General features: G+C 43.3%; 18 protein-coding genes and 2 pseudogenes. 5 read left to right on the forward strand and 15 right to left on the reverse strand.

The annotated features are described in order from the left end of the window. Nucleotides 1-51: 51 nt before the first annotated feature. The gene (gap, locus tag ONZ52_RS20655) at nucleotides 52-1,065 is read right to left on the reverse strand and encodes a type I glyceraldehyde-3-phosphate dehydrogenase (protein ID WP_265220535.1); all 1,014 of its coding nucleotides are present in this window, start codon (nucleotides 1,063-1,065) and stop codon (nucleotides 52-54) included. Nucleotides 1,066-1,447: 382 nt separating this feature from the next. On the opposite strand from gap, the gene edd reads away from it, so the two are divergent. Then, nucleotides 1,448-3,262 (forward strand): phosphogluconate dehydratase, encoded by a 1,815-nt coding sequence (gene edd / locus ONZ52_RS20660; RefSeq protein ID WP_265220536.1) that lies wholly within the window; start codon nucleotides 1,448-1,450, stop codon nucleotides 3,260-3,262. A 245-nt stretch (nucleotides 3,263-3,507) separates the two neighbouring features. Here edd and putP read toward each other — a convergent pair whose 3' ends face one another. Both putP and hexR read right to left on the reverse strand, forming a co-directional pair. Beyond that, on the reverse strand, nucleotides 3,508-5,004 hold the full coding sequence (putP, locus tag ONZ52_RS20665) for a sodium/proline symporter PutP (RefSeq protein WP_265220537.1): 1,497 nt from the start codon (nucleotides 5,002-5,004) through the stop codon (nucleotides 3,508-3,510). Between the two features lie 444 nt (nucleotides 5,005-5,448). Continuing rightward, nucleotides 5,449-6,315: a transcriptional regulator HexR gene (gene hexR / locus ONZ52_RS20670; protein WP_111607872.1), complete on the reverse strand. Its 867-nt coding sequence runs from the start codon at nucleotides 6,313-6,315 to the stop codon at nucleotides 5,449-5,451. An 89-nt stretch (nucleotides 6,316-6,404) separates the two neighbouring features. On the opposite strand from hexR, the gene ONZ52_RS20675 reads away from it, so the two are divergent. Next, the gene (locus ONZ52_RS20675; protein WP_265220539.1) at nucleotides 6,405-7,298 is read left to right on the forward strand and encodes a choline/ethanolamine kinase family protein; all 894 of its coding nucleotides are present in this window, start codon (nucleotides 6,405-6,407) and stop codon (nucleotides 7,296-7,298) included. Nucleotides 7,299-7,323: 25 nt separating this feature from the next. Further along, complete coding sequence (ung, locus tag ONZ52_RS20680; RefSeq protein ID WP_265220540.1) at nucleotides 7,324-8,046, forward strand: uracil-DNA glycosylase; 723 nt, start codon at nucleotides 7,324-7,326, stop codon at nucleotides 8,044-8,046. A 64-nt stretch (nucleotides 8,047-8,110) separates the two neighbouring features. Here the strand turns inward: ung and ygfZ are convergent, their stop codons facing one another. The 5 genes from ygfZ to ONZ52_RS20705 all read right to left on the reverse strand — a co-directional run bounded on the left by ygfZ (nucleotide 8,111) and on the right by ONZ52_RS20705 (nucleotide 13,490). Continuing rightward, complete coding sequence (ygfZ, locus tag ONZ52_RS20685; RefSeq protein WP_265220541.1) at nucleotides 8,111-9,013, reverse strand: CAF17-like 4Fe-4S cluster assembly/insertion protein YgfZ; 903 nt, start codon at nucleotides 9,011-9,013, stop codon at nucleotides 8,111-8,113. 106 nt (nucleotides 9,014-9,119) lie between these two features. Further along, nucleotides 9,120-10,040: an HD domain-containing phosphohydrolase gene (locus ONZ52_RS20690; protein ID WP_265220542.1), complete on the reverse strand. Its 921-nt coding sequence runs from the start codon at nucleotides 10,038-10,040 to the stop codon at nucleotides 9,120-9,122. A gap of 76 nt (nucleotides 10,041-10,116) precedes the next feature. Beyond that, nucleotides 10,117-11,364: a response regulator gene (locus tag ONZ52_RS20695; protein ID WP_265220543.1), complete on the reverse strand. Its 1,248-nt coding sequence runs from the start codon at nucleotides 11,362-11,364 to the stop codon at nucleotides 10,117-10,119. Beyond that, on the reverse strand, nucleotides 11,261-12,208 hold the full coding sequence (locus tag ONZ52_RS20700) for a sensor histidine kinase (protein ID WP_265220544.1): 948 nt from the start codon (nucleotides 12,206-12,208) through the stop codon (nucleotides 11,261-11,263). Before ONZ52_RS20700 ends, ONZ52_RS20695 begins: the two co-directional genes overlap by 104 nt. Continuing rightward, complete coding sequence (locus ONZ52_RS20705; protein ID WP_265220545.1) at nucleotides 12,201-13,490, reverse strand: MHYT domain-containing protein; 1,290 nt, start codon at nucleotides 13,488-13,490, stop codon at nucleotides 12,201-12,203. The genes ONZ52_RS20700 and ONZ52_RS20705 overlap by 8 nt, the downstream gene beginning before the upstream one ends. Before the next feature lie 210 nt (nucleotides 13,491-13,700). Here ONZ52_RS20705 and ONZ52_RS20710 point away from each other — a divergent pair, with 210 nt between their 5' ends. Together ONZ52_RS20710 and ONZ52_RS20715 are read left to right on the forward strand one after the other, a co-directional pair. Further along, on the forward strand, nucleotides 13,701-14,189 hold the full coding sequence (locus ONZ52_RS20710; protein WP_265220546.1) for an FGGY family carbohydrate kinase: 489 nt from the start codon (nucleotides 13,701-13,703) through the stop codon (nucleotides 14,187-14,189). Nucleotides 14,190-14,199: 10 nt separating this feature from the next. Beyond that, complete coding sequence (locus ONZ52_RS20715) at nucleotides 14,200-15,246, forward strand: FGGY-family carbohydrate kinase (protein ID WP_265220547.1); 1,047 nt, start codon at nucleotides 14,200-14,202, stop codon at nucleotides 15,244-15,246. Between the two features lie 59 nt (nucleotides 15,247-15,305). Here the strand turns inward: ONZ52_RS20715 and ONZ52_RS20720 are convergent, their stop codons facing one another. From ONZ52_RS20720 to ONZ52_RS20745, 7 genes and pseudogenes are all read right to left on the reverse strand, one after another. Continuing rightward, nucleotides 15,306-16,202, reverse strand: a complete 897-nt coding sequence (locus tag ONZ52_RS20720; RefSeq protein WP_265220548.1) for a helix-turn-helix domain-containing protein — start codon at nucleotides 16,200-16,202, stop codon at nucleotides 15,306-15,308. A 158-nt stretch (nucleotides 16,203-16,360) separates the two neighbouring features. Beyond that, nucleotides 16,361-17,791, reverse strand: a complete 1,431-nt coding sequence (locus tag ONZ52_RS20725; RefSeq protein ID WP_265220549.1) for a mannitol dehydrogenase family protein — start codon at nucleotides 17,789-17,791, stop codon at nucleotides 16,361-16,363. A 1-nt stretch (nucleotide 17,792) separates the two neighbouring features. Continuing rightward, entirely contained in the window at nucleotides 17,793-18,029 is a 237-nt protein-coding gene (locus ONZ52_RS25500) for a TOBE domain-containing protein (RefSeq protein ID WP_428981192.1), read from the reverse strand. Continuing rightward, nucleotides 18,026-18,886, reverse strand: coding sequence for an ABC transporter ATP-binding protein (locus tag ONZ52_RS20730; protein WP_428981193.1), 861 nt, complete (start codon nucleotides 18,884-18,886; stop codon nucleotides 18,026-18,028). The genes ONZ52_RS25500 and ONZ52_RS20730 overlap by 4 nt, the downstream gene beginning before the upstream one ends. 19 nt (nucleotides 18,887-18,905) lie before the next feature. Next, a pseudogene (locus ONZ52_RS20735) lies at nucleotides 18,906-19,735 on the reverse strand (carbohydrate ABC transporter permease). Between the two features lie 10 nt (nucleotides 19,736-19,745). Further along, nucleotides 19,746-20,605: pseudogene (locus ONZ52_RS20740) on the reverse strand (carbohydrate ABC transporter permease). A 103-nt stretch (nucleotides 20,606-20,708) separates the two neighbouring features. Next, nucleotides 20,709-22,028, reverse strand: coding sequence for an ABC transporter substrate-binding protein (locus ONZ52_RS20745; RefSeq protein WP_265220551.1), 1,320 nt, complete (start codon nucleotides 22,026-22,028; stop codon nucleotides 20,709-20,711). Nucleotides 22,029-22,030 lie beyond the last annotated feature (2 nt).

A 22,030-nucleotide genomic window follows, 5' to 3' on the forward strand; every position in this document is an offset into this window, starting at 1 on the left:
TGAAGTATAAGAGACGACGAAGGCTGCGTCAGCAGCCTTCGTGTATTTTGACTATTTTGCAGCCATTAATGCGATAGTATTATCGAGCATTCGGTTTGAGAAGCCCCATTCGTTATCGTACCAAGCCATAACTTTTACTAATTTACCTTGTACTCGCGTTTGTGTCGCATCAAAGTTAGATGTGTAGGCATTGTGGTTAAAGTCTGAAGAAACCAATGGCTCATAATTGACATGCAATACTTGTGCAAGAATTGGGTCTGCTTTTACAGCATCTTCAATGATTTTATTTACTTCGTCTACGGTCGTTTCGCGTGGCGCAAGGAAAGTTAAGTCAACCAAGGATACGTTAATAGTAGGCACACGAACTGCCATACCATCAAACTTACCAGCAAGTTCAGGAACCACTAAACCAACAGCTGCTGCAGCGCCTGTTTTGCTTGGAATCATGTTTTGAGCTGCAGCACGAGCACGGTATAGGTCTTCATGGTATACATCAGAAAGACGCTGATCGTTTGTGTAAGCATGAATGGTTGTCATTAGGCCACTTTCGATTCCTAGTTTGTCGCTTAAAGGCTTAGCAACTGGCGCTAGGCAGTTAGTAGTACAAGACGCGTTAGAAATCACCGTCATGTCAGAGGTAAGGACATGCTGATTTACACCATAAACAACAGTAGCATCAACATCTTTGCCTGGAGCAGAGATAATGACTTTTTTGGCACCCGCTTTGATGTGAGCATTTGCTTTATCTTTTGTAGTAAAGAAGCCTGTGCATTCGAACACTACATCAATATCTAGTTCAGCCCATGGTAGATTCGCTGGGTCGCGTTCAGAGAAAGTGCGGATTTTGTCGTTATTAACGTACAGTGCTTCATTATCAAAGGTGACTTCAGCATTAAAGCGGCCATGAACTGTATCGTATTTTGTCAAATGAGCGTTGGTTTTTGAATCACCAAGATCGTTAATGGCTACTATTTGGATTTGATCTCGTTTACCTGATTCGTATAGCGCTCTTAGAGTGTTGCGTCCAATGCGTCCATAACCGTTAATAGCTACCTTAATCGTCATACTCACCTCTAAAAATAGTGCGGAATTTGTGATGCTTTCGAATTCGAACACATCACGTTCAATATTGTTCTTTGACGTAAAAATACTACATAAGTAATTTTTTAATCAAGGATTAGTAACAAAATCCTTTCATTTTGGCTGTTTTTTAATCAAATAATGATCGGAGACAAATATTGTACAGATTTATGTTACAAACGTAAGCGTATTTTAGCTGAAAATATGTCACTAGTTGAATAGTTATGTAAAAAAATTACAAAATAAACATTTATTTTTTGATTTTAGTGGGTTTTGAGCGTGAAATTAATTTAAAATGTAGTAATATTACATAAAATCTTTGCATCGGGCGGGATGCTAGGATAACAGAATGAAAATGGAGAGAAGCATGAATCCGATTGTTGCTAAGGTAACGAACGACATTATTGAGCGAAGCAAAACGCTACGTAAGCAATACCTTAAAGATATGAAGAAGGCGCAAGAACAAGGGCCGCACAGGGGGAAGCTGTCTTGTGGTAACTTGGCTCATGGCTTCGCTGCATGCCAGCCTCAAGACAAACAAAAGTTAACCTTAATGGAAGAGGCGAATATCGGCATTGTCTCTTCTTACAACGATATGCTATCAGCTCATCAGCCTTATGAAAGCTACCCTGACCAAATTCGTGCGGCGGTTCAGGAGATGGGCTCTGTTGCCCAGTTCGCTGGCGGCGTGCCTGCTATGTGTGATGGGGTCACTCAAGGCCAAGATGGCATGGAGTTGAGTCTTTTTAGTCGTGACAATATTGCACAAGGTGCGGCGATTGCTCTGTCTCACAATATGTTTGATGCTGCTATTTATTTAGGGATTTGTGACAAAATCGTACCTGGTCTCTTAATAGCTGCATTACGTTTTGGTCATCTGCCTGCCTTATTTATTCCTGCGGGTCCAATGCGTTCTGGTATTACCAACGCGGCTAAAGCGGCGGTTCGTCAGCGTTATGCACAGGGCCAAGCGTCTCGTGAAGAATTGCTTGAAGCAGAAGCGGCTTCCTACCACAGCGCTGGTACTTGTACCTTTTATGGTACGGCTAACTCGAATCAGCTATTAGTCGAAATCATGGGGCTTCAACTTCCAGGTTCTTCCTTTGTGAATCCAGATGATCCGTTACGAGGTGCTTTAACGAAATACGCGTCTCAGCTGTCTACAAAAATCACTGCGTTAGGTCGAGATTATCGTCCTTTATATGACATCGTTGATGAGCGCAGCATTGTTAACTCGATTGTTGGTTTATTGGCAACGGGCGGTTCAACTAATCACACCATGCATATTGTTGCTTATGCTCGCGCTGCTGGCATTATTATTACGTGGGATGACTTTTCTGCGCTTTCTAAAGTTGTGCCATCCTTGACTAAAATTTATCCGAATGGCCAGGCCGATATTAACCATTTTCATGCCGCTGGCGGTATGGCGTTTCTCGTTAAGCAATTGCTGAAAGGTGGTCTATTGCATGAAGATGTTAATACCATCGTAGGTAAGGGACTAACACATTACACCAAAGAGCCTTTCCTTGAAGGTGACAAGCTTGTGTGGCGCGACGGTACAGATGAAAGTTTGGATATGAATGTCGTGCGACCTATCGAGAATCCGTTTAGTAAAGAAGGTGGCCTGGCATTGTTGAAAGGCAACCTAGGTCGCTCTGTGATAAAAGTATCGGCTGTTAAAGATGAAAATCGAATTATCGAAGCGCCCGCTGCGGTGTTTCATAGTCAAAATGCTTTGGCGGATGCCATTGCGAGTGGTGAATTGAAGCGTGACTGTGTGGCTGTAGTGCGTTTCCAAGGCCCTAAAGCCTTGGGTATGCCTGAATTGCACAAGTTGACGCCATACCTTGGTAATTTACAGGATCAAGGCTATCGAGTGGCGTTAGTAACGGATGGCCGTATGTCTGGGGCATCGGGTAAAGTGCCTGCTGCGATTCATTTAACGCCAGAAGCGCTTGCCGGTGGTTTGATTGCCAAGATTCATGACGGCGACATGATTCGCTTAGATGCCGTCGAAGGGACTTTATCTGTGCTTATCTCAGAAGAAGAGCTAAGCAAACGCGAAGCGGCTCAACAAGACCTAACCGACTCTCATCAAGGTATGGGACGTGAATTATTTAGCGCGCAACGTATTTTAGTAAGTGGTGCAGAACAAGGTGCTTGCAGCTTGTTTAATGATTAAACCTTTCCTCTGACTACTAACATTTGTTAGTAAATGGTGTTTAGGGGCTTGTTTCAAGCCCCATTTTTTTGCCTATTATTTGTCCTTTCCCTTTTATCTTGCTTTTTATTGTCTGTAGTTAGCCTTCCTAAATTGGCTTTTGTTAACGCAAACTCAGTCACATCTCTTTTGCTTAAATAAAAAGTACTCGAATTCTGTGTGTCGAATCCGGGCCTTTTTAATCACTATTTCAGAAGACTATTTGTTTAGTTCATCGTATCTAGTGCTTTCTCATATTCGTCAAAAGACTCTGTCACAGACTCTTCTGGTGCCCCAGTTGCTAAGCTCACAACAACAATAGCAATTGTGGATAGCAAGAAGCCTGGAAGAATCTCATACAGATCGAAAATGCCACCAGTTAGCTGTTTCCAAATTACAACCGTCACGCCACCTACAATGATGCCCGCGAGAGCGCCATTGCGGTTCATGTTACGCCAGAAAAGGCTTAGCAGAATGGCAGGGCCAAATGCGGCACCAAATCCAGCCCATGCATAAGACACAAGGCTAAGTACGGAGCTTTCTGGGTTTAAAGCAAGCACGAGTGCAATAAGAGAAATGGCCACTACCGCAAAACGTCCAACGCTAACGATTTGTTTTTGTGTCGCTTCTTTATTGAATAGTTGTTTGTAGAAATCCTCTGCTAAAGCAGAAGAGGATACAAGCAATTGTGAGTCTGCAGTACTCATGATAGCCGCTAAGATGGCAGCGAGAAGAATACCTGCAACGATTGGATGGAAGACCGCATTGACGAGAATCATGAAGATTTTCTCAGGGTCAGCCAAATTACCCGCTAAATTGCTATCCACAAACGTGATGCCGACTAAACCAATCAAAAGAGCACCAACCATAGAAAGGAAGGTCCAAATGACGGCAATACGACGAGCGGTTTTAATGTCTTTATTAGAGCGAGACGCTTTAAAGCGAGCTAGGATGTGAGGTTGACCGAAGTAACCTAATCCCCAAGCCACTAGAGAAATAATGGCGATCGCACTCAAAGGTTCACCGCTTACACTCGTCCAGATGTTTAATAAATCTGGATTTTTTGCCGTGAGCGTATTAGAAAGATCTGACCAGCCGCCATCTAGTGCGACAAGAGGTACGATGACCAAGGCTGCACTCATCATCAAGCCTTGTACTAAATCCGTCCAAGCAACGGCGAGGAAGCCGCCAAAGAGAGTGTAAGAGACGACGCAAACCGTACCTATGATCACTGCGTACGTATAATCTAGACCAAACACGGTTTCAAACAGTTTTCCGCCAGCTACCAAGCCAGAACTTGTGTAGAACAAGAAAAATAGCAAGATGAACAGTGCAGAGATGGTTTGAATGAGCTTGGATCTATCATTAAAACGTTTTGAGAGGAAATCCGGAAGTGTTAACGCATTACTGGTTTGAATACTGTAAGTACGAAGACGTTTTGCACAGATTAGCCAGTTTAACCATGTTCCGGCAAGAAGACCGCCGGCAATCCAGACGGCTTCCATACCGGCGGCAAAGGCGTAACCTGGCAAGCCAAGTAGTAACCAACCACTCATATCCGATGCACCCGCTGATAGCGCAGTAGGCCAAGGGCCTAAGGAGCGTCCGCCAAGAAAGTAATCCTCAGAGCTGGAAGTGCGTTTGTAGGCGTACAGCCCAATTCCTAGCATAACTACTAGATAGGCTAGGAATGTAAAGCTGATAGCATAGCTGCTTTCTATCATTATTGTCCCCTAATGAAATTATTACGGGTGAAATAACCTTGGATAGATAAGGCTATTTAATCAGCATGAATAAATCTTATCCAACTATTGCGATGGCCAGCAATATGACTGATTGAAAGATGGTGCTTAAAATAAGCGTCGTCTAGATCACACCCGAAAGAGTTATAATTGTTAAATCGTTACTGTGATAGCCATTGATTTAATATGTAAGAATAATCAGATTCTCGTAAAGAGAATGGATCGCATTATGACATATTCAAAGACCTTGAGCGATTCTAAGTGGCTGTGTCAGGATAATCTTTCAAATTTCTCGGACAAAGTTACAAAAAAATCTGATGCTCCTGCCAAAATGGGCAATTAGTTCAAATATTTATTTATTTAAGGGCTGAGTATTCGGAAGGCAAAGAAAAAACAGGTGAGCAATTTACACCTGTTTTTATGGCATTACTTCTTTTCTACTTTTGGTAGGCGAGTGTCTTGCACACTTTGTTTGAGTTTTTTAAGGTGCGCATTGAATTCTGGTCCACGTTTTAATAGAACACCTGTCGCCAGAGCGTCAATTAGGGTCAGATAGACAATACGTGAACTCATTGGCGTATAAATATCCGTATCTTCCGTTTCTTCAATTGGCAGCACAATAGAGCAATGCTCAGTCAATGGCGAATCTGGATTGGTAATGCCAATAACAGAAGCTCCTGTTGCTCTGGCAACGCGTGCGGTCTCGATTAATGGCAAAGTGCGCCCCGTGTAAGAAATGATGACAATCGCATCGCCAGCATGGGCTCCTGCTGCAGCCATCCGCTGTACAAGTATGTCTGTGTACGCGACAACAGGCATATTTAAACGAAAGAATTTATGATGAGCATCTTTCGCAACCGGCCCTGATGCGCCTAAACCATAAAACTCGATACGCCGAGCTTGAGCCAATACATCGACAGCTCGGCTGATCAGTGATTCAGGTAAAATTTCTTGGGCGCGAGTGAGATTGTTTTTCGCGGCTTCAAAAATTTTAGCGGTGACGGCACCGGGTGCATCATCAGGCTCTACGTTTAAATTGACATAGGGCGTTCCAGTAGCGAGGCTTTGAGCCAGTGATACTTTAAAATCAGGAAAACCGCTGCCGATTAAGCTACGACAAAAACGGTTTACGGTTGGTTCACTGACTTCGGCTCTGGCGGCAAGTTTCGCAATACTAGAGTGGATGGTCGTTTTGGGGTCGGCAAGAATGGCTTCCGCAACTTTTCGCTCGGATTTGCTTAATGTGCTTAGTCTTTCTTGTATTTTACGAATAATGTCTTCGTGTTTATTCATTGATCTGCTTCAAAGTTGTCTATTGACTCGGATTGTTCAGTTGTTCATTCTGACAGCCACTTACAATTCTGGCAATAAAATGATGAAAAATGACTGTACTATCTGAGTATTTCGTAAAAATGGCGGGCATATTACCTGCCATCACTGAGGTTGAAGTCACTTTATTGGAGGAAGGCTTTTCAAACAAGGTGTATTTGATTTATTGGCATCAGATACCTCGTTTGGTTCTTCGTATTCCAGGACTAGATGAATTTGCTTTCAATATTAATAGACAAAATGAAATGATTGTTTTGCAGAGCGCAGTGCAGGCAGGCATTTCTCCACCTGTTCTTTGGCATGACGAGCAAGGTGCATTTGCTTGCCAGTTTGTTGTTCAACCTTCCTTAAGTTGGGATGTTATACATTCCAATAGTAGTATCAAGAGAATTGCTAATGCTTTAGTGCAAGCGCATGCGCTGCCTAGAGTGAATCATCCTTTTTGTATTTATGAGCTGATAGCGCATTATCTGCAGTCGATCGAATCTTTCTTGCCTATTCGTCCTGACATTCAAGGGGAGCTGTTGTATTTACGAGGGGTGTTTGCGAACTTACCTCGCGTGGAGTCAAGTTATACTCCGGTGGTTTGTCATAATGACCTTAATCCGAAGAATGTTTTAATAGATGAGGATACTATATGGCTAATAGATTGGGAATACACTGGCATGGGTGACCCCTTATTTGATTTGGCTGTGGTGGCACGTTCCCATAACTTAACTTTTGAGCAACAGGTGTATTTGATAGAAAGCTACAATGGTTCGCTTGATAAAGAAGCCACTCTAGAGAAAATCACTCGGTACAGTTTAGCGTATTCATTACGAGAAATGACCTGGTTATTATTAAAGCATTTAACCACACCTGATGACCCTGAAGCTTGGTCGTTTTACGTGGATTTCAAAGCCATGCCGTCGCTAAATCCTTTTTTGGAAACCGTAGCAAGTGAATAACCTTTTATAGGGTAAGAGTAAAAAAATGATGTTAATTCCAAGTTGGCAAGCACGATTAGCTGACGAATTTAATAAAGACTACATGCTTGCTTTACAGCAGTTTCTTGCTTCCGAGCAAGAGCATGGCAAAGTGGTCTATCCTGCTGAAATAGAGCGTTTTACAGCATTAAACAAAACCCCATTTGAACAAGTTCGCGTGGTGATTCTTGGCCAAGATCCCTATCACGGAGAAGGTCAAGCTCATGGTTTGTCTTTTTCAGTAAAGCCCAATGTTAAAGTGCCACCTTCGTTAGTCAATATTTATAAAGAGCTTGAGATGGATTTGAGAATTCCACCCGCGCAACATGGCTTTTTGCAGCAATGGGCGGAGCAAGGTGTCTTATTGCTCAATAGTGTATTGACCGTCGAGGCAAGTAAAGCGGGTTCTCATCAAAATAAAGGTTGGGAAATATTTACCGATAAAATCATCGAGCTGATCAACAGTGAGCATCAAGGCGTCGTTTTTATGTTGTGGGGGGCTTATGCGCAGAAAAAAGGTCGTCACATTGACCGTGATATACATTGCGTGTTGGAAAGTGTGCACCCATCACCGTTGTCGGCTTATCGAGGTTTTCTAGGTTGTCAGCACTTTTCCAAGGCCAACAACTACCTAGCCTCTTTGGGGAAAAAGCCTGTCAATTGGGAATTAAAGCCGATAGTGAGTGCTCTCGGTTCTGATGAAAGCATACAGATTGGTTTGCCTTTTTAAGCTCGTGTTATAACGCCTGTTTCGTGCTATAACACCGCTCAACAATCCTGATTATTTTTTGATATCAAGTGAGTAGGGAAGTGGCAATAGTGTTAATTCTTTGCCATCCAAAAGAAGGAAGCTCTACTTCGCTTGGATCGATGTTCAAAATAATTTGCGCATAATATGTGTCTTTAATCTGAGTGACAAAGAATAGCTGACCTATGTTCTTGGCTTGCTCATCGACAATAGCTTGTGTTTGGTCTAGATTTCCGTGCCACGTCACTAATGCGAGCTGCTTCTTCGATTTGCCCTTATATTGCATACGAGCAACGATTTCTTGCCCTGTGTAGCAGCCTTTTGTGAAGCTGATGCCTCCTGTACTTTGCATGTTAAGCCACTGAGGTAAAATCGTTTCGCTCTGCTCAAGGCTAATCAGTGGGCGGGCAGTAAGTATCGCCAAGGCGGATAAGTCTTGGTGCTTTTCTTCGATGTCTGTTTTGGCTGAGGTGATCAGAAGTTGAACTTCTAATGGCTCATGGCCAATCGTCAATGTGATCGTTTCATTGTCATGAGTGGTTGCGAAAATATTGGATGCCACATTCGAGTCTGCTTCGCAGTTTTTTGCAGCTAACTTTTTGTAAACTTTAACGTTATCCTGCTCATCGACCAGCTCAGTTTTGAAAAACACTGCGTATTTCTTTAAATGTAGCAAGGTTTTTTCGACCAGATCTTTTGCCATTATCATCAGCACATCGTCGTTGTTCTGAACGATATAAAAGTTGCTGATAATGCGTCCTTTGATGCTGCATATCGCACCGTATAATCCATTTTCTGCAGACAGCTTTGTTATATCGCAGGTAGTTTGTCCTTGTAGAAGTTTTTTGGCGTCCATGCCACTCACGCGCAACACACCGATGTCGTGTTGTTTTGCGACGATATTTTTAGTCTGTAGTGTTGAATCTATTATCTCGTAAAGCGAGTCCATAACATTTTTCCATAACAAATAGGTTGCAGTTACTCTGCATGAATACCCTATGAGTAGTGATTGTTTTTTTCTTTTCAATGCTAAATGATAATGATTTTATCATTCGCTAACGCTCTGCAAATAGGTCTCGTATTTCGAGCAACTTTGGTAGCTCTTGTTGGAGCAGTGGTACTAGGTCTGGATCAAAGTGTTTTCCACTTTGCTCCGTGATGTAATTAATGGCCTCTTCAGTAGGCCAAGCTTTTTTATAAGGCCGTGCGCTGGTCAATGCATCAAATACATCAACTAAAGCAATGATACGGCCTTCTATAGGGATTTCTTCGCCAGATAAGCCATTTGGGTAACCTGTTCCATCCCATTTCTCATGGTGTGTCATGGCCACAGAATGTGCTAGCTCAATCAGATATGAGCTAGGGTTAGAAAGAATCTCACCACCTATTTGAGCATGGCCTTTCATTACTTCGTATTCCTCAGTAGTGAGCTTGCCTGGCTTTAGCAATATATTGTCTGGAATGCCTATTTTGCCAATATCGTGCATTGGGGCGGCCATCATTAAATCGTCTGCGGATTCTTCACAAAATCCGTACGCGAGCGCAATTATTTTGGCATAGCGGCTCATGCGCTGTACATGCATGCCTGTTTCATTGTCTTTGTATTCGGCGGCTCTTCCTAATCTTTGTATTAAATCTACGTGAGTCGCACGTAGTTCGTCAGCTTTGATTAGGGATAAGTGTGTTTTTACTCGGGCCAAAACAATCGCGGGTACGATAGGTTTAATAATGTAATCAACCGCGCCAATTTCGAAGCCTTTTGCTTCATCAGTGCTGTCTTTTAATGCAGTTACAAAAATGACAGGAATATGTGCCGTGGCTGAATTTTGTTTTAGGCGTTCGCAAACCTCTAAGCCTGTCATATCTGGCATCATGACATCAAGCAAGATGAGATCAACGGATTCCTTGGCAATCAATGTTAAGGCGTCAGTGCCTGATCGAGCAAAAGATAAACGATAGTCCTCTGCTTGCAGCACTTGGCGTAATACTCTTAAGTTTGTGGAGCTTCATCGTCAACCAATAGTATCCGAGGAGATTGCTTGCGACCAATTCTCATAGATCAGCCTCTTGTGGTAGAGAGTTTTTTATATCAGTTAAAAGCTGCGTGGCGTAGTTAAAATCAAAGTTAGCGATTGCCTCGCTAACTTCAATTGCTTGTCTTTTCATGTGATGTGGCGCATGTCGAATGAGTAGATCTATGTTTTCGTCGTCTACTTCTCCTGAATTTGAAGAAAGCATTAAAGTATCAAGCAAAGGTTTTAGAGGCATGTTGGGGAGGTCTGAATGTATTTCTATGTGTTGGCTATCAATATTAGCATGGACCTTTTGTGTTAACTGTTTGAGTTCGTCAAAAAAACGAGTCAATAATGAGGCCAATACCTGCACGCTTTTCAAGCACTGGTCATGACTTTCTATTTGTGCTGCCCGTTCTATTGTCATCATCCAGTTAGAGATATCCAAGAGCGCAAGGTTGCCTGATGTGCCTTTTATAGCATGAGCCAATTCATTGATTTCTTTATACTTTTGCTCTTCCAAAAGTGCTGATAATCGATCGGTTAAGTGCGCATGTTGAGTGGCAAATGTTGATAATTCAGAGGCATACGTTGTTAAGTCTCCCCACAGTGAGAGACCTTTATAAAGGTGGATTTGTTTGTTTTCATCGCGAGTTTGTTGGTGGTTAAGGTTGGCTTGTTTAGCTATTTTCAAACTGGGTTCGAGTGCGTGTGCCATTTCAATTATCAGGGCTTTAATGTCGATAGGTTTGTTAGCGAACCCATCCATTCCGACTTGTCGAGCTTCTAGCCTATCTTCAACCAGTACACTGGCAGTTAGTGCAATAATAGGGGTACGACTGAGCTGCTTTTCCGCTTCGTAGCGTCGAATTTCTTCGGTAGCAGTCAACCCATCCATATTTGGCATTTGAATGTCCATCAAAATAATGTCAGGTTGTATTTTTTTGAATTGCTCAATGGCTTCTATGCCGTCTTTTGCTAAAAAAATGGTATGGCCTTGTCGCTTTAATAGTAAGGAAAGCAACGTAAGGTTTTGCTCTATATCATCGGCGAGAAGTACTTTTCTAGGAGCAAGGGTGGGGAATATGCTTGTGTCATCTCTCGAAGAAGGAATTTCTGACTCAGTGAGAGGTAGATCAAAATAGAAACAGCTACCAACACCCACTTCGCTATCGACATGAATGTCACCACCCATCAAGGTTACTAGCTGTTTGGAAATGCTGGTGCCTAGCCCTGTTCCACCAAAGCGCCTGCTCATGGAGGCGTCGGCTTGTGTGAAGGTACTCAAAAATAGTTTCTAATCTTTCTTTGGGAATGCCTATGCCTGTGTCTTTCACCAAAAAGCGTACTTGGTTTTCTTCATCTCGTTTAGATACTGTTAAGGTCACACTGCCTTTTTCGGTGAATTTTATGGCGTTTCCTAAAATATTCATTAACACTTGGCGTATGCGATCTTCTGCGCCTAGGTAAGCACAAGCAGCACGCGGCTCTACGGTAAAACTGAGTTCAAGACCTTTGCTTTTGGCTTGTAACCATAGGGTTGAGATAACCGTATCTACCATGTTTTCAAGTACAAACACCTGCATGTCCAGCTCGAGTTTATTTTTGTCAAGCTTTGCACTGTCTAGTATGTCGTTTAACAGGTGTAATAAAGAGCGGGCAGATTTGTTAATCGTTGCCAAATGTTTTTTGTTTTCATTGGAGACGTCGGCCTCTAATAAAATATCTGAAAAACCAATAATAGCGTTCATTGGGGTGCGGATTTCATGACTCATATTGGCTAAGAATGATGCTTTACTCTCAGCGGATGCCTCTGCTTTTGCCTTTGCATAACGCAACTCATTTTCCATTTTAACACGTTGTGAAATATCCAAAATAACGCCATCAATCCATTCTGGATTACCGTGTTGGTCTAGAATGACTGAACCGTTTTCTAAAACCCAAACATAATGGCCCTCTTTGTGTCTTAAACGATATTCTAATTTATAACTTTTACGCGTTTTAGTTGCTTCATTTATGGTGAAAGAAACGTATTTTACATCATCAGGATGAACGAGCTTTGCAAATGAGACTGCTTTGTTATAAAACTCACTTGTTCCCCATCCAGTCACATCGTAAATAGCCTCACTCACAAAAAGAGTTGTCCAGTGTTCGTCCATTAAACAGCGAAAAGAAGCACTCGTGGATGTTCCTGATTAAAGAGCTGTATTGTTTTTCACTTTTTTTGATGGACTCTTCAAGTGATTTTCGAGCAGAAATATCAGTAATAAAACCAACAAACAATGTGTCACCGCTAGGAATATCAACTCTTCCAACTCCCAATCTAATAGGGAAAATATGTCCATTTCTATTTACTGCATGAATTTCTCTATCCGTTCCCGCTATTGCCACTTCTCCAGTATTGCGAAATGTGGCTAGAAAGTGATCGAATTCGTCAGCGTATTTTTGAGGAAATAAAGAGCCAAAATGCTGATTAATAATTTCTTCTTCTTGCCAGCCAAAAATGACAGAGGCAGCTTTGTTGAATTCGCGAATTATGCCGTGACAGTCTATAGTAATAATGCCGTCAACGGCTGTATCTAAGGTTGTTTTTAATCTAACTTCACTTGCTGTCTTTTCCAATAACAGTTGGCGATAACGTAATTGCGAAGCGATGTTAGCCGCTAGAATTGATAGTAATAAAGTGATGATTGCCACAACGAACGAAAGTTCATCATTAGAATCGTCTTGTATGTGATGCATTCCGGTTTCACCGAGGGAAATGAACCTCGCTCCTGCCATACTCGCATAATGCATACCAGAAATAGCGGCTCCCATAATGAGCGCGCTGATACAGCTGACCCATTTAGTACTCAAATTAGCCCAAACTTTTCTGATATAGTAGTGAGTCGATAAGGCAATAAAAGCGAGAGCAACAGCAATGACTAGCGATATTAAGAACCACGCTGGATCATATTTTAGTTCAACATCCATTTTCATCGCTGCCATGCCAATATAATGCATTGCGCCAATCCCACCACCGACAAGCAGACCATTAACGAGCAGTTGCCAAGTACTTAGGTCACTTTTAATTAACCGTTTCAGAGTGAAGTAAGACGCTAAAATAGCGGGTAACAGAGAGAAGGCTGTTAACAATGGATCATAAGAGATTCCATGTCCCATATTAAATGCCAGCATGCCGACAAAATGCATACTCCAAATACCGCCTGCCATGATGAAAGAACCAGAGACAAGCGCGATATTTTTGTATTTTTCTATAACAATATGTTGCGCAATGGACGCAAAATGCAGAGCGAAAAAGGACGCTACCGTTGCGAGAAAAATAGAAAGTATGACTAGCAGATAATTATATTCGCCTACCACTAGGTAAGTGTTATCTGTATGAGTGATGAAAAAATCATTTAACAACGGCATTGCATCCACTTTATGAGCTTTATATGGTTAGGGCGTTTCGAACGAACGGACTATTATTTATAGTAAATGTCTGCATGTCGATGAGATTTAGTACAAGAAAAACTAACGATTTTTATGCTCTATATGTACTAAAAGTGCCAATTTTCATAATTTTATTGACTCTTTTCCCTATTCTTTCGAGTATCAAATGTATGTATTGAATGGCGTAGCATGCCATACAAGAATAAAAACAAAACACCACTTTCGATGAAGAAGAGTAACAAAATGTATTTAGGTCTTGATCTTGGAACCTCTGGGTTAAAGGGTGTCGTTATCGACGACAAGGGTAATGTGTTGGTGCAGGAGTCCGTATCGCTCACCGTAAGTTCTCCCCATGCAACCTGGTCTGAGCAAGACCCTGAATCATGGTGGCAAGCTTGCATTGATGTCATTCAGCGATTGCAACAGCGTTTGGATGTAAGCAAATTAAAAGCCATAGGGCTATCTGGGCAAATGCATGGTGCTACGCTGCTTGATGCAGACGGTGATGTATTACGACCTTGTATTTTGTGGAACGATGGCCGGAGTCAAGCGCAGTGCGAAGCCTTGATGGCGGAATTTCCAGATTTGATTGAACGTTCTGGCAACCTTTATATGCCGGGCTTTACTGCACCTAAAATACGCTGGGTGCAAGAAAACGAAGCTCGATATATTTGCTAAGTTGGCGTATGTGCTACTCCCCAAAGATTATTTAGCGTATCGATTGACTGGGGTCATGTCGTCGGATTGTTCCGATGCCGCTGGAACACTTTGGTTAAATCCGCAAACGCGTCAATGGGATGATGTTCTATTGGGCGCGACAGGCTTGAGTCAGGACAATATGCCAAAAGTGTACGAAGGCTGTGATGTTATAGGTGCTTTGTCTGACACGATTGCTCAAGAGTTAGGACTTCCACGATTACCTGTTGTGGCCGGTGCTGGTGATAACGCGGCAGGGGCGGTCGGAATGGGAGTCACCGATTCCGGTCAAGGTTTTATTTCTCTTGGTACCTCTGGTGTGTATTTCACTGTCAGTGAGTCACATAAAGCCAATCCACAAAATACTGTGCATGCTTTTTGTCACGCCTTGCCAGATCGCTGGCATCAAATGGGCGTTACGTTGAGCGCAGCCAATTCTCTAGCTTGGTTTGCGAAGCTGGTGGATAAAACGGTAGTCGAATTACTAGATGCGCTTGAAGACAGTGATATGCAACGTACCAAGGTGTTGTTTTTACCTTACCTTAGTGGTGAGCGTACCCCTCACAATGACCCACAGGCGAATGGTCAGTTTATTGGTTTGAGCAATACGACTCGTGTGGAAGACATGACGTTAGCCATATTGGAAGGCGTCGCGTTTTCTCTTTTAGATTGTCAAAATGCCTTGAGCAGCGCAGGAAGTATGGTTGATGAACTTTCATTAATCGGTGGCGGTGCGCGCTCTGCCATGTGGCGCCAAATTATTGCCAGTGTATTAAATAAACGTCTTATTTATCGGGACGGTGGTGATGTTGGACCCGGTTTGGGGGCGGCGCGCTTGGCTCTTTTAGGAGAGCAGCAAAGCCTAGGGCTGAATATAGAGTCTTTGATCTCGCAATATTGCACAATGCCAGAGGTATTAGAAGTACACGAACCCGACGCAAGTTTGAGGTCGTATTATGGTGATAAATACGCCTTGTACCAATCTCTCTATCATGCAACTAAGGGCTTAAACGAGAGGCTGGCAACCTTGTCTATTTAGTCAAAAGAATGTGCCGCTACCATTATGGTTTTTAGCGGCACATTGATTCATTGAGGTCATTAGGATAACGGCAAGATACCGTCAATATGAATGTTGCTTTGGGTACGGAAATCTCGGGGGGTGACGCCTTTTAACTCATGAAACCGGCGATTAAAGTTGGCGACATTGTTAAAGCCCACTTGGAAGCAAATTGTCGCAATTTGCTGATCCGTTTCGGTAAGCAAGCTGCACGCACGACTGACTCGCACACGATTGACAAATTCAATAAAACGATTGCCAGTGGCCTTTTTGAAAAAACGTGAAAAATGGCTATCAGACATACCAATTAAACTCGCGACACTGGACAGTGTGATATCTTGACTGTAATTTTGTGATACATAATCCACCACGGTATTGATTTTTCGTTGTAGCAATTCGCTCGATTTTAAATCAATTTGTACCGTTGATAGTAAGCGATAATTTCGGCTTTGGGCTAGCTTTTGCAGTAGAGGAAGCGAAAGAATAAGTCGTGATAACCCACTGGAGTCGCGAACTTTTTGGAAAACATCTTTGAGATATTCAGGGTCTAAATCAAAAAATTCGATACCCGATTTGGCTCTTGCTAGCATCGGCAGAATTTCAGCAAGTTCTGGTATGATTTTCATGCCATTAGAAAAAGATTCATGATCAAAACGAATCACCATATCTCTTAATTGAATGGCTTCTTGATCATTTTGACAAAGCCAATTATGGGGAAGTCGAGGGCCAGTTAAGATGAGTTGGCCCGGAGAGTAATTGCCAATGTAGTCTCCCACAAATACTTTGCCCGAGGTGGCGACAATAAAATGTAATTCGTAGTCGTCATGGGCGTGCCAGCGAATAAGGTCACTTGGGTAACCATGTTCCAAATATCGAATCGTTTCGTTGTCTTCGACAATCTCGTATTCAGGGGTAATGCGTTTGGCGGTGTTCGGCATAATCTTCTCGCTTGAGCAGCGCTATGGGACAGATATAGGACGATCTTTCTCTTGTCTACGCTATGCTCTATATTCTTATTTTTCACAACAATGGTTCAGGCAAACAAGGGATAGAACAAAATGTCGCCCCTTATGTGCCTGAATGAGATTACAACGATTTAGACATACTTTGCCATACTTGTTTGAATGGCGTTGGCGAGCTGTGCAACAAAATCAGGGAATTCTGTTGGCAGATTGCCCCATAAATAACGGTCCGTTGTAAAAGCGTGTATACCCGCAGCATCATGGCTAAAAGCCGCAAGAGAGGCTTTGTTTGGTTCATGGTAAGGCGTACTGACTTTACCTTGATTGGAAAGGTGTATGAAGGTGAACCAGCTGGCAATGCCTTCAAGTGTTTTGTTGGGTGTACCGCCTTTGCGATAGATTCCTTCTAATGTTGGAAAGACAAAAATCGGGAATTTAGCATAGCCATCCGTGCAGATACGTTCAACAGTATCACCAATATTGGCATTGCTAAAACGTCTGGCAATAATGTCAAAGTAAGCTTCTAGATTCACCACAGAATCCCCAATCGCCGGAATGGAATCCTGCAAAATGAAGTCGCTAAAATACTGATTTAACTCAGGATCACGCATGGCCTCATCAAAATAGGTGAGACCTTTTAACGCCGCTTGATAAGTCACACAAGTATGGCCAGCGTTCAGAATGCGAATCTTCGCTTCTTCAAAGGGCACAACGTCTTTTACAAATTGTACGCCAACCAGATCAAGGGCCGGTTTTGTACCAGCAAAATTATCTTCTACCACCCATTGAATAAAATCTTCACCCATCACCGTCATCTGGTCATCGACACCAAAGCGGGCACGAACATCATCGACATGTTGTTGACTTGGCTTTGGCGTGATTCGATCCACCATAGAACATGGGAAAGATACGTTTTCCTCAACCCAATGAGCGAGTTTAGTGTCTTCTTTGGCTGCCAAAAATTGCATGAGACCCGTTTTTAGCAATTCACCATTATGGCGAAGGTTGTCGCAGCACAATAAAGTGATTTTGGCGTTGGATGTTTCGCTACGCCGTTTTAGTCCCGCATACAAAAAAGCATAAAGCGTATTGCGAGCACCCTCAACGTCGGCCTTAATCGCTGGATGTTCAAGCATCAAGCGACGTTTTTCATCAAGGTAATAGCCACCTTCTGTCACTGTTGACGTGACGAGCTGGATGTTCGCATCGGCAATTGCTGCATCGACTTTTTCAGGCGCACTTGCGCCATCAATCTGCTCGACAATTGAGCGAATATGCTCGTAATTTGTTTCGCCATCGGCGGCCATGGTTTTTAAAACATATTCCCCTTTTTGCTCAATAAAACGAGCAAAGGCTTGGCTGTCTTGTGGGCGAATATTAACCCCAATTATGCCCCATTTTTGCTGTGCGTCATGCGCCAATAATCGATCAATGTAGACGGCTTGGTGAGCACGATGGAACGCGCCTACACCTAAATGTACGATACCTGCTTGAATAGCGTCTTTCGCATAATTCTGAACAGAAAGCTGCTCCATGTTGGATGAAGCCTGCAAGAAATTACTCATATTATACTTCCTCCGGAATGACAGAAATCACACGATCGTTTTCGTTAAACAAAATGACTTCTGACATATCAATTTTGATGTTGACGACTTGGCCATCCTTCAGCGCAGTACGAGCGGGTGCTTTGATGATAATGGTTTGATCACTAGACAACTGTAGGTGTGCGTAAGCTTCAGAACCGAGATGTTCAACCAATTCAATGCGACCGGATAAGTCACCACCTTCTTGGACCAGTGTCATATGTTCAGGGCGAATGCCGACGATGGCACTTTTAGGCAGCGGCCCTTTAGACGATTCACTGGGAAAATAATCTGCTGGCCAAGCAAGTCAATCGCTAGGTTGTCTTCGTGACGGACTATTTTATTTGCTGGGATCAGGTTCATTTTAGGCGTGCCAATAAACTCAGCCACAAAGCGGCTGTTTGGCTGGCGGTAAAGTTCAAGCGGCGTACCGACTTGCTCTATTTGGCCTGCATTCAAAATAACCACTCGATCTGCCAATGTCATGGCTTCAACCTGGTCGTGGGTGACATAAATCATGGTGGTGCCAAGCTTCTTATGCAGACGAGCTAACTCCAAGCGCATTTGTACGCGAAGAGCAGCGTCGAGGTTGGACAGCGGCTCATCAAATAAGAAGACTTTTGGTTGGCGCACAATAGCGCGACCAATCGCTACCCGTTGACGCTGTCCACCGGATAGTTCTTTTGGCTTGCGTTCTAATAAGGCATCAAGTTGCAATGAAGCCGACACTGAACGTACTTTTTCTTTGATTTCAGCGTCAGATACTTTGGCGAGTCGAAGCGCAAAGGAAAGGTTGTCTGCCACCGTCATGTGTGGATAAAGCGCGTAGGATTGAAACACCATAGCAAGGTCACGTTTAGATGATGCCACCTCGGTAATGTCTCTGCCGTCTAGTTCAATGTTGCCGCCCGTGCTGGATTCAAGACCGGCAATGGTTCGTAGCAAGGTTGACTTGCCGCAGCCTGATGGGCCAACGAAGACGACGAATTCCCCCTCCGTAATAGTGAGGTTGATGCCACGCAATGCGTGGTAGCTGTCATAGTGTTTTTGCAGATCAGTGATGGTTAAGTAAGACATAAAAAAGACTTCCTAATAATTATTTTACGGCGCCGAACGTTAAGCCTTGGACCAATTGTTTTTGACAGAACCAACCGAATATAACGATTGGCGCGCAAGCTAGAGTGGATGCGGCTGATAACTTCGCCCAAAACAGACCTTCAGGGCTTGAGTAAGAGGCGATCATCGCGGTCAATGGTGCGGCATCAGATGCAGTCAAGTTGAGAGACCAAAAAGCCTCGTTCCAACACAGTACGATAGATAAAAGAGCAGTCGACGAAATGGCACCAACAGAAAGCGGCAGTACCACTTTGACCACTTCATCCCAAGGCGTGGCACCGTCCATTCGCGCGGCTTCGAGGATTTCTTTTGGTAAATCTTTGAAGTAGGAAAACAACATCCACACGATAATAGGCAAATTCATCAGAGTGAAAATGACCACTAGAGCCGTTTTAGAATCCAATAATCCATAGTCTCTGCACAGGATATAAATCGGAACGAGTACGCCAACCGCTGGTAGCATTTTTGTAGAGAGCATCCAAAGCAGAATGTCTTTCGTACGTTTTCCTGGAAAAACGCCATTGAGTAGGCCGCAGGAATGGCAATGATCAGCGCAATAATAGTGGAACCAAAGGAAGTAACGACCGAGTTCCAAGCGTGGTGAATGTAGTCACTGCGCTCTTGAACGATTCTGAAGTTTTCCAGCGTGGGTTCAAAAAATAGTGAGGGCGGTACTGAAATAGCCTGTAATTCCGTTTTAAATGACGTGATAAACATCCAAAAAATCGGGAAAAATAGAACCAAAGCGACCGTCCATGCGAATAAGCCAGTCAGAATGGTTTTGAGTTTGCGTTGTTGATTAAGAGTCATTGTTTTTACCTCACACCGTTAGGTTTTTGCCGACGGCACGAATTAGGAAAAAGGCCACGATATTGGCAAGTATTACGGCAAACAAACCACCCGCTGAGGCGACGCCAACGTCATATTGAAGAAGCGCTTGGTTATAAATCAGATAGGCTAAGTTGGTACTGTCATAACCTGGCCACCACCAGTAGAAACGAAGATTTCAGCAAAAACGGCCAATAAGAAAATGGTTTCTATCATCACGACCACGGCAATAGGGCGTGCAAGATGAGGAATGGTGAGGTAGCGGAAGATATGCCAACCTGTTGCTCCATCCATTTGAGCGGCTTCTTTTTGTTCAGTATCTTGCGACTGTAGGGCGGTAACAAACACCAGTATGGCAAAAGGCAGCCATTGCCAACTGACCATCATGATAATGGACGCCAAAGGATAGCTAGAGAGCCAATCGATAGGTTCAAAACCCAGTGATTCAGAAATCCATGCAAAAATGCCATACACAGGATTCATCATCATGTTTTTCCAAATAAGGGCATTGACCGTTGGCATGATAAAAAAAGGTGAAATGAGCAATACACGGACAATACCTTGACCAAAAAAAGGTTTGTCAATCAAGGCAGATAGCATCACGCCCAATACAACCGTGATGATCAACACGGACAGTAGCAGTATCAACGTATTTGAAACGGCAGGAATAAAGCCAGGATCGGTGATGAAAAACTCAAAATTCATCCAACCGACAAAGTTATTTTGGCCAGGGTACAATAAATTGTACCGTATGGTGGAAAAATAAATGGTCATGGATAAGGGGATAATCATCCAAACCAATAGCATGATGACGGATGGCGCCATTAATAAGCGAGTGATTGAGCGCTTCATGATTGTGTTTCTCTTATTATAAGCAGGGTGTTTGCTCTTTTTAGAGCGAATCAACAGTAAGAAATAGGGCTTTTAAGCCCTATTTCTTTATCAAGCTGAATGGTTAGTAATAACCGGCTTGACGCATTTGACGATCCGCTGAGATATTTGCGGATTTCAATGCTTGATCGACGGTCATAGAACCAGATAAAGCACCTGAGATCATTTGTCCCGTTGTCGTACCAATCGCTTGGAACTCAGGAATAGCAGCGAATTGAACACCAACATAAGGAGATGGTTTCAATGTGCTGTCGTTTGGATTTGCAGAATTGATCGCTTTTAACTCCGCATCAGCAAAGACAGCTGCTTCTTGGAATTTAGGATTGGCATAAGTACTGTTTCGCGTTCCTGTTGGTACCGCTGCCCAGCCATTATTTTTACCAACCAATTGGATGTATTCCTTAGAGGTAGCCCAACGAACGAATTTTTGCGCTGCTTCTGCGTTTTTCGTTGCTACTGGTATGCCAAGTGCCCATGCCCAAAGCCAGTTTGCGCCCTTCTCTGTTACCGAGTAAGGGGATTGAGCAAAGCCTACTTGGTCAGCCACTTTACTTTGCTTAGGATCAGTAACAAAAGATGCTGCGATAGTGGCGTCAATCCACATGCCGCACTTGCCTTCGTTAAATAAGGCGAGGTTCTCGTTGAAGCTATTGCTGCTGGCGCCTGGAGGACCATACTTGGTCAAAAGATCGACATAGAAGTTAACCGCATTTTTCCATTCGGCTGTTTCCAGTTGAGGCTTCCAGCTTTCATCAAACCAGCGAGCACCAAAAGAGTTTGCCATGGCTGTCATGAACGCCATGTTATCACCCCAGCCAGCTTTACCACGTAAGCAAATCCCGTAGATGCCTTTTTCTGGATTATTGACGGCAGCAGCAACATCACGAATGTGTTCCCAACTGTCTCTGTCATTGATTTCCATCCCTGCGGCTTTTACTAGGTCTTTGCGGTACATAACCATAGAGCTTTCGCCATAGAAAGGGGCTGCATACATGGTGCCTTTATAGGATAGGCCATCACGGATAGACGGAAGAATGTCTTTTTCATCATAACTTCCACTCGTATCAACAGCTTGTAACCAGCCGCGCTCGCCCCAGATAGGAGCCTCGTACATGCCGATTGTCATCACGTCATAGAGACCGCTCTTGTTAGCAATGTCTTGAGTGACGTTTTGACGTAATACACCTTCTTCTAGTGTTACCCATTTTACTTTGATATCAGGGTTTGCTTTTTCGAATTCAGGAGTGAGTTTTTGCATTTCGATCATGTGACCGTTGTTAACTGTGGCGACAGTGATCTGAGTTGCTGAGAAGGCGCTAGCTGCTGTCATAGCCGCTGCGATAGATACCGCATAGGTTAGGGTATTCTTGGTCAGGTGTTTCATAG

Source organism: Marinomonas rhodophyticola, assembly GCF_026113935.1.
Lineage (GTDB): Bacteria > Pseudomonadota > Gammaproteobacteria > Pseudomonadales > Marinomonadaceae > Marinomonas > Marinomonas rhodophyticola.

What these genes read in the sequence shown, in the direction of transcription:
- gap (WP_265220535.1), bottom strand. Translation starts at nt 1,065, where the DNA reads ATGACGATTAAGGTAGCTATTAACGGTTATGGACGCATTGGACGCAAC.
- edd (WP_265220536.1), top strand. Translation starts at nt 1,448, where the DNA reads ATGAATCCGATTGTTGCTAAGGTAACGAACGACATTATTGAGCGAAGC.
- putP (WP_265220537.1), bottom strand. Translation starts at nt 5,004, where the DNA reads ATGATAGAAAGCAGCTATGCTATCAGCTTTACATTCCTAGCCTATCTA.
- hexR (WP_111607872.1), bottom strand. Translation starts at nt 6,315, where the DNA reads ATGAATAAACACGAAGACATTATTCGTAAAATACAAGAAAGACTAAGC.
- ONZ52_RS20675 (WP_265220539.1), top strand. Translation starts at nt 6,405, where the DNA reads ATGACTGTACTATCTGAGTATTTCGTAAAAATGGCGGGCATATTACCT.
- ung (WP_265220540.1), top strand. Translation starts at nt 7,324, where the DNA reads ATGATGTTAATTCCAAGTTGGCAAGCACGATTAGCTGACGAATTTAAT.
- ygfZ (WP_265220541.1), bottom strand. Translation starts at nt 9,013, where the DNA reads ATGGACTCGCTTTACGAGATAATAGATTCAACACTACAGACTAAAAAT.
- ONZ52_RS20705 (WP_265220545.1), bottom strand. Translation starts at nt 13,490, where the DNA reads ATGCCGTTGTTAAATGATTTTTTCATCACTCATACAGATAACACTTAC.
- ONZ52_RS20710 (WP_265220546.1), top strand. Translation starts at nt 13,701, where the DNA reads ATGCCATACAAGAATAAAAACAAAACACCACTTTCGATGAAGAAGAGT.
- ONZ52_RS20720 (WP_265220548.1), bottom strand. Translation starts at nt 16,202, where the DNA reads ATGCCGAACACCGCCAAACGCATTACCCCTGAATACGAGATTGTCGAA.
- ONZ52_RS20725 (WP_265220549.1), bottom strand. Translation starts at nt 17,791, where the DNA reads ATGAGTAATTTCTTGCAGGCTTCATCCAACATGGAGCAGCTTTCTGTT.
- ONZ52_RS25500 (WP_428981192.1), bottom strand. Translation starts at nt 18,029, where the DNA reads ATGACACTGGTCCAAGAAGGTGGTGACTTATCCGGTCGCATTGAATTG.
- ONZ52_RS20730 (WP_428981193.1), bottom strand. Translation starts at nt 18,886, where the DNA reads ATGTCTTACTTAACCATCACTGATCTGCAAAAACACTATGACAGCTAC.
- ONZ52_RS20745 (WP_265220551.1), bottom strand. Translation starts at nt 22,028, where the DNA reads ATGAAACACCTGACCAAGAATACCCTAACCTATGCGGTATCTATCGCA.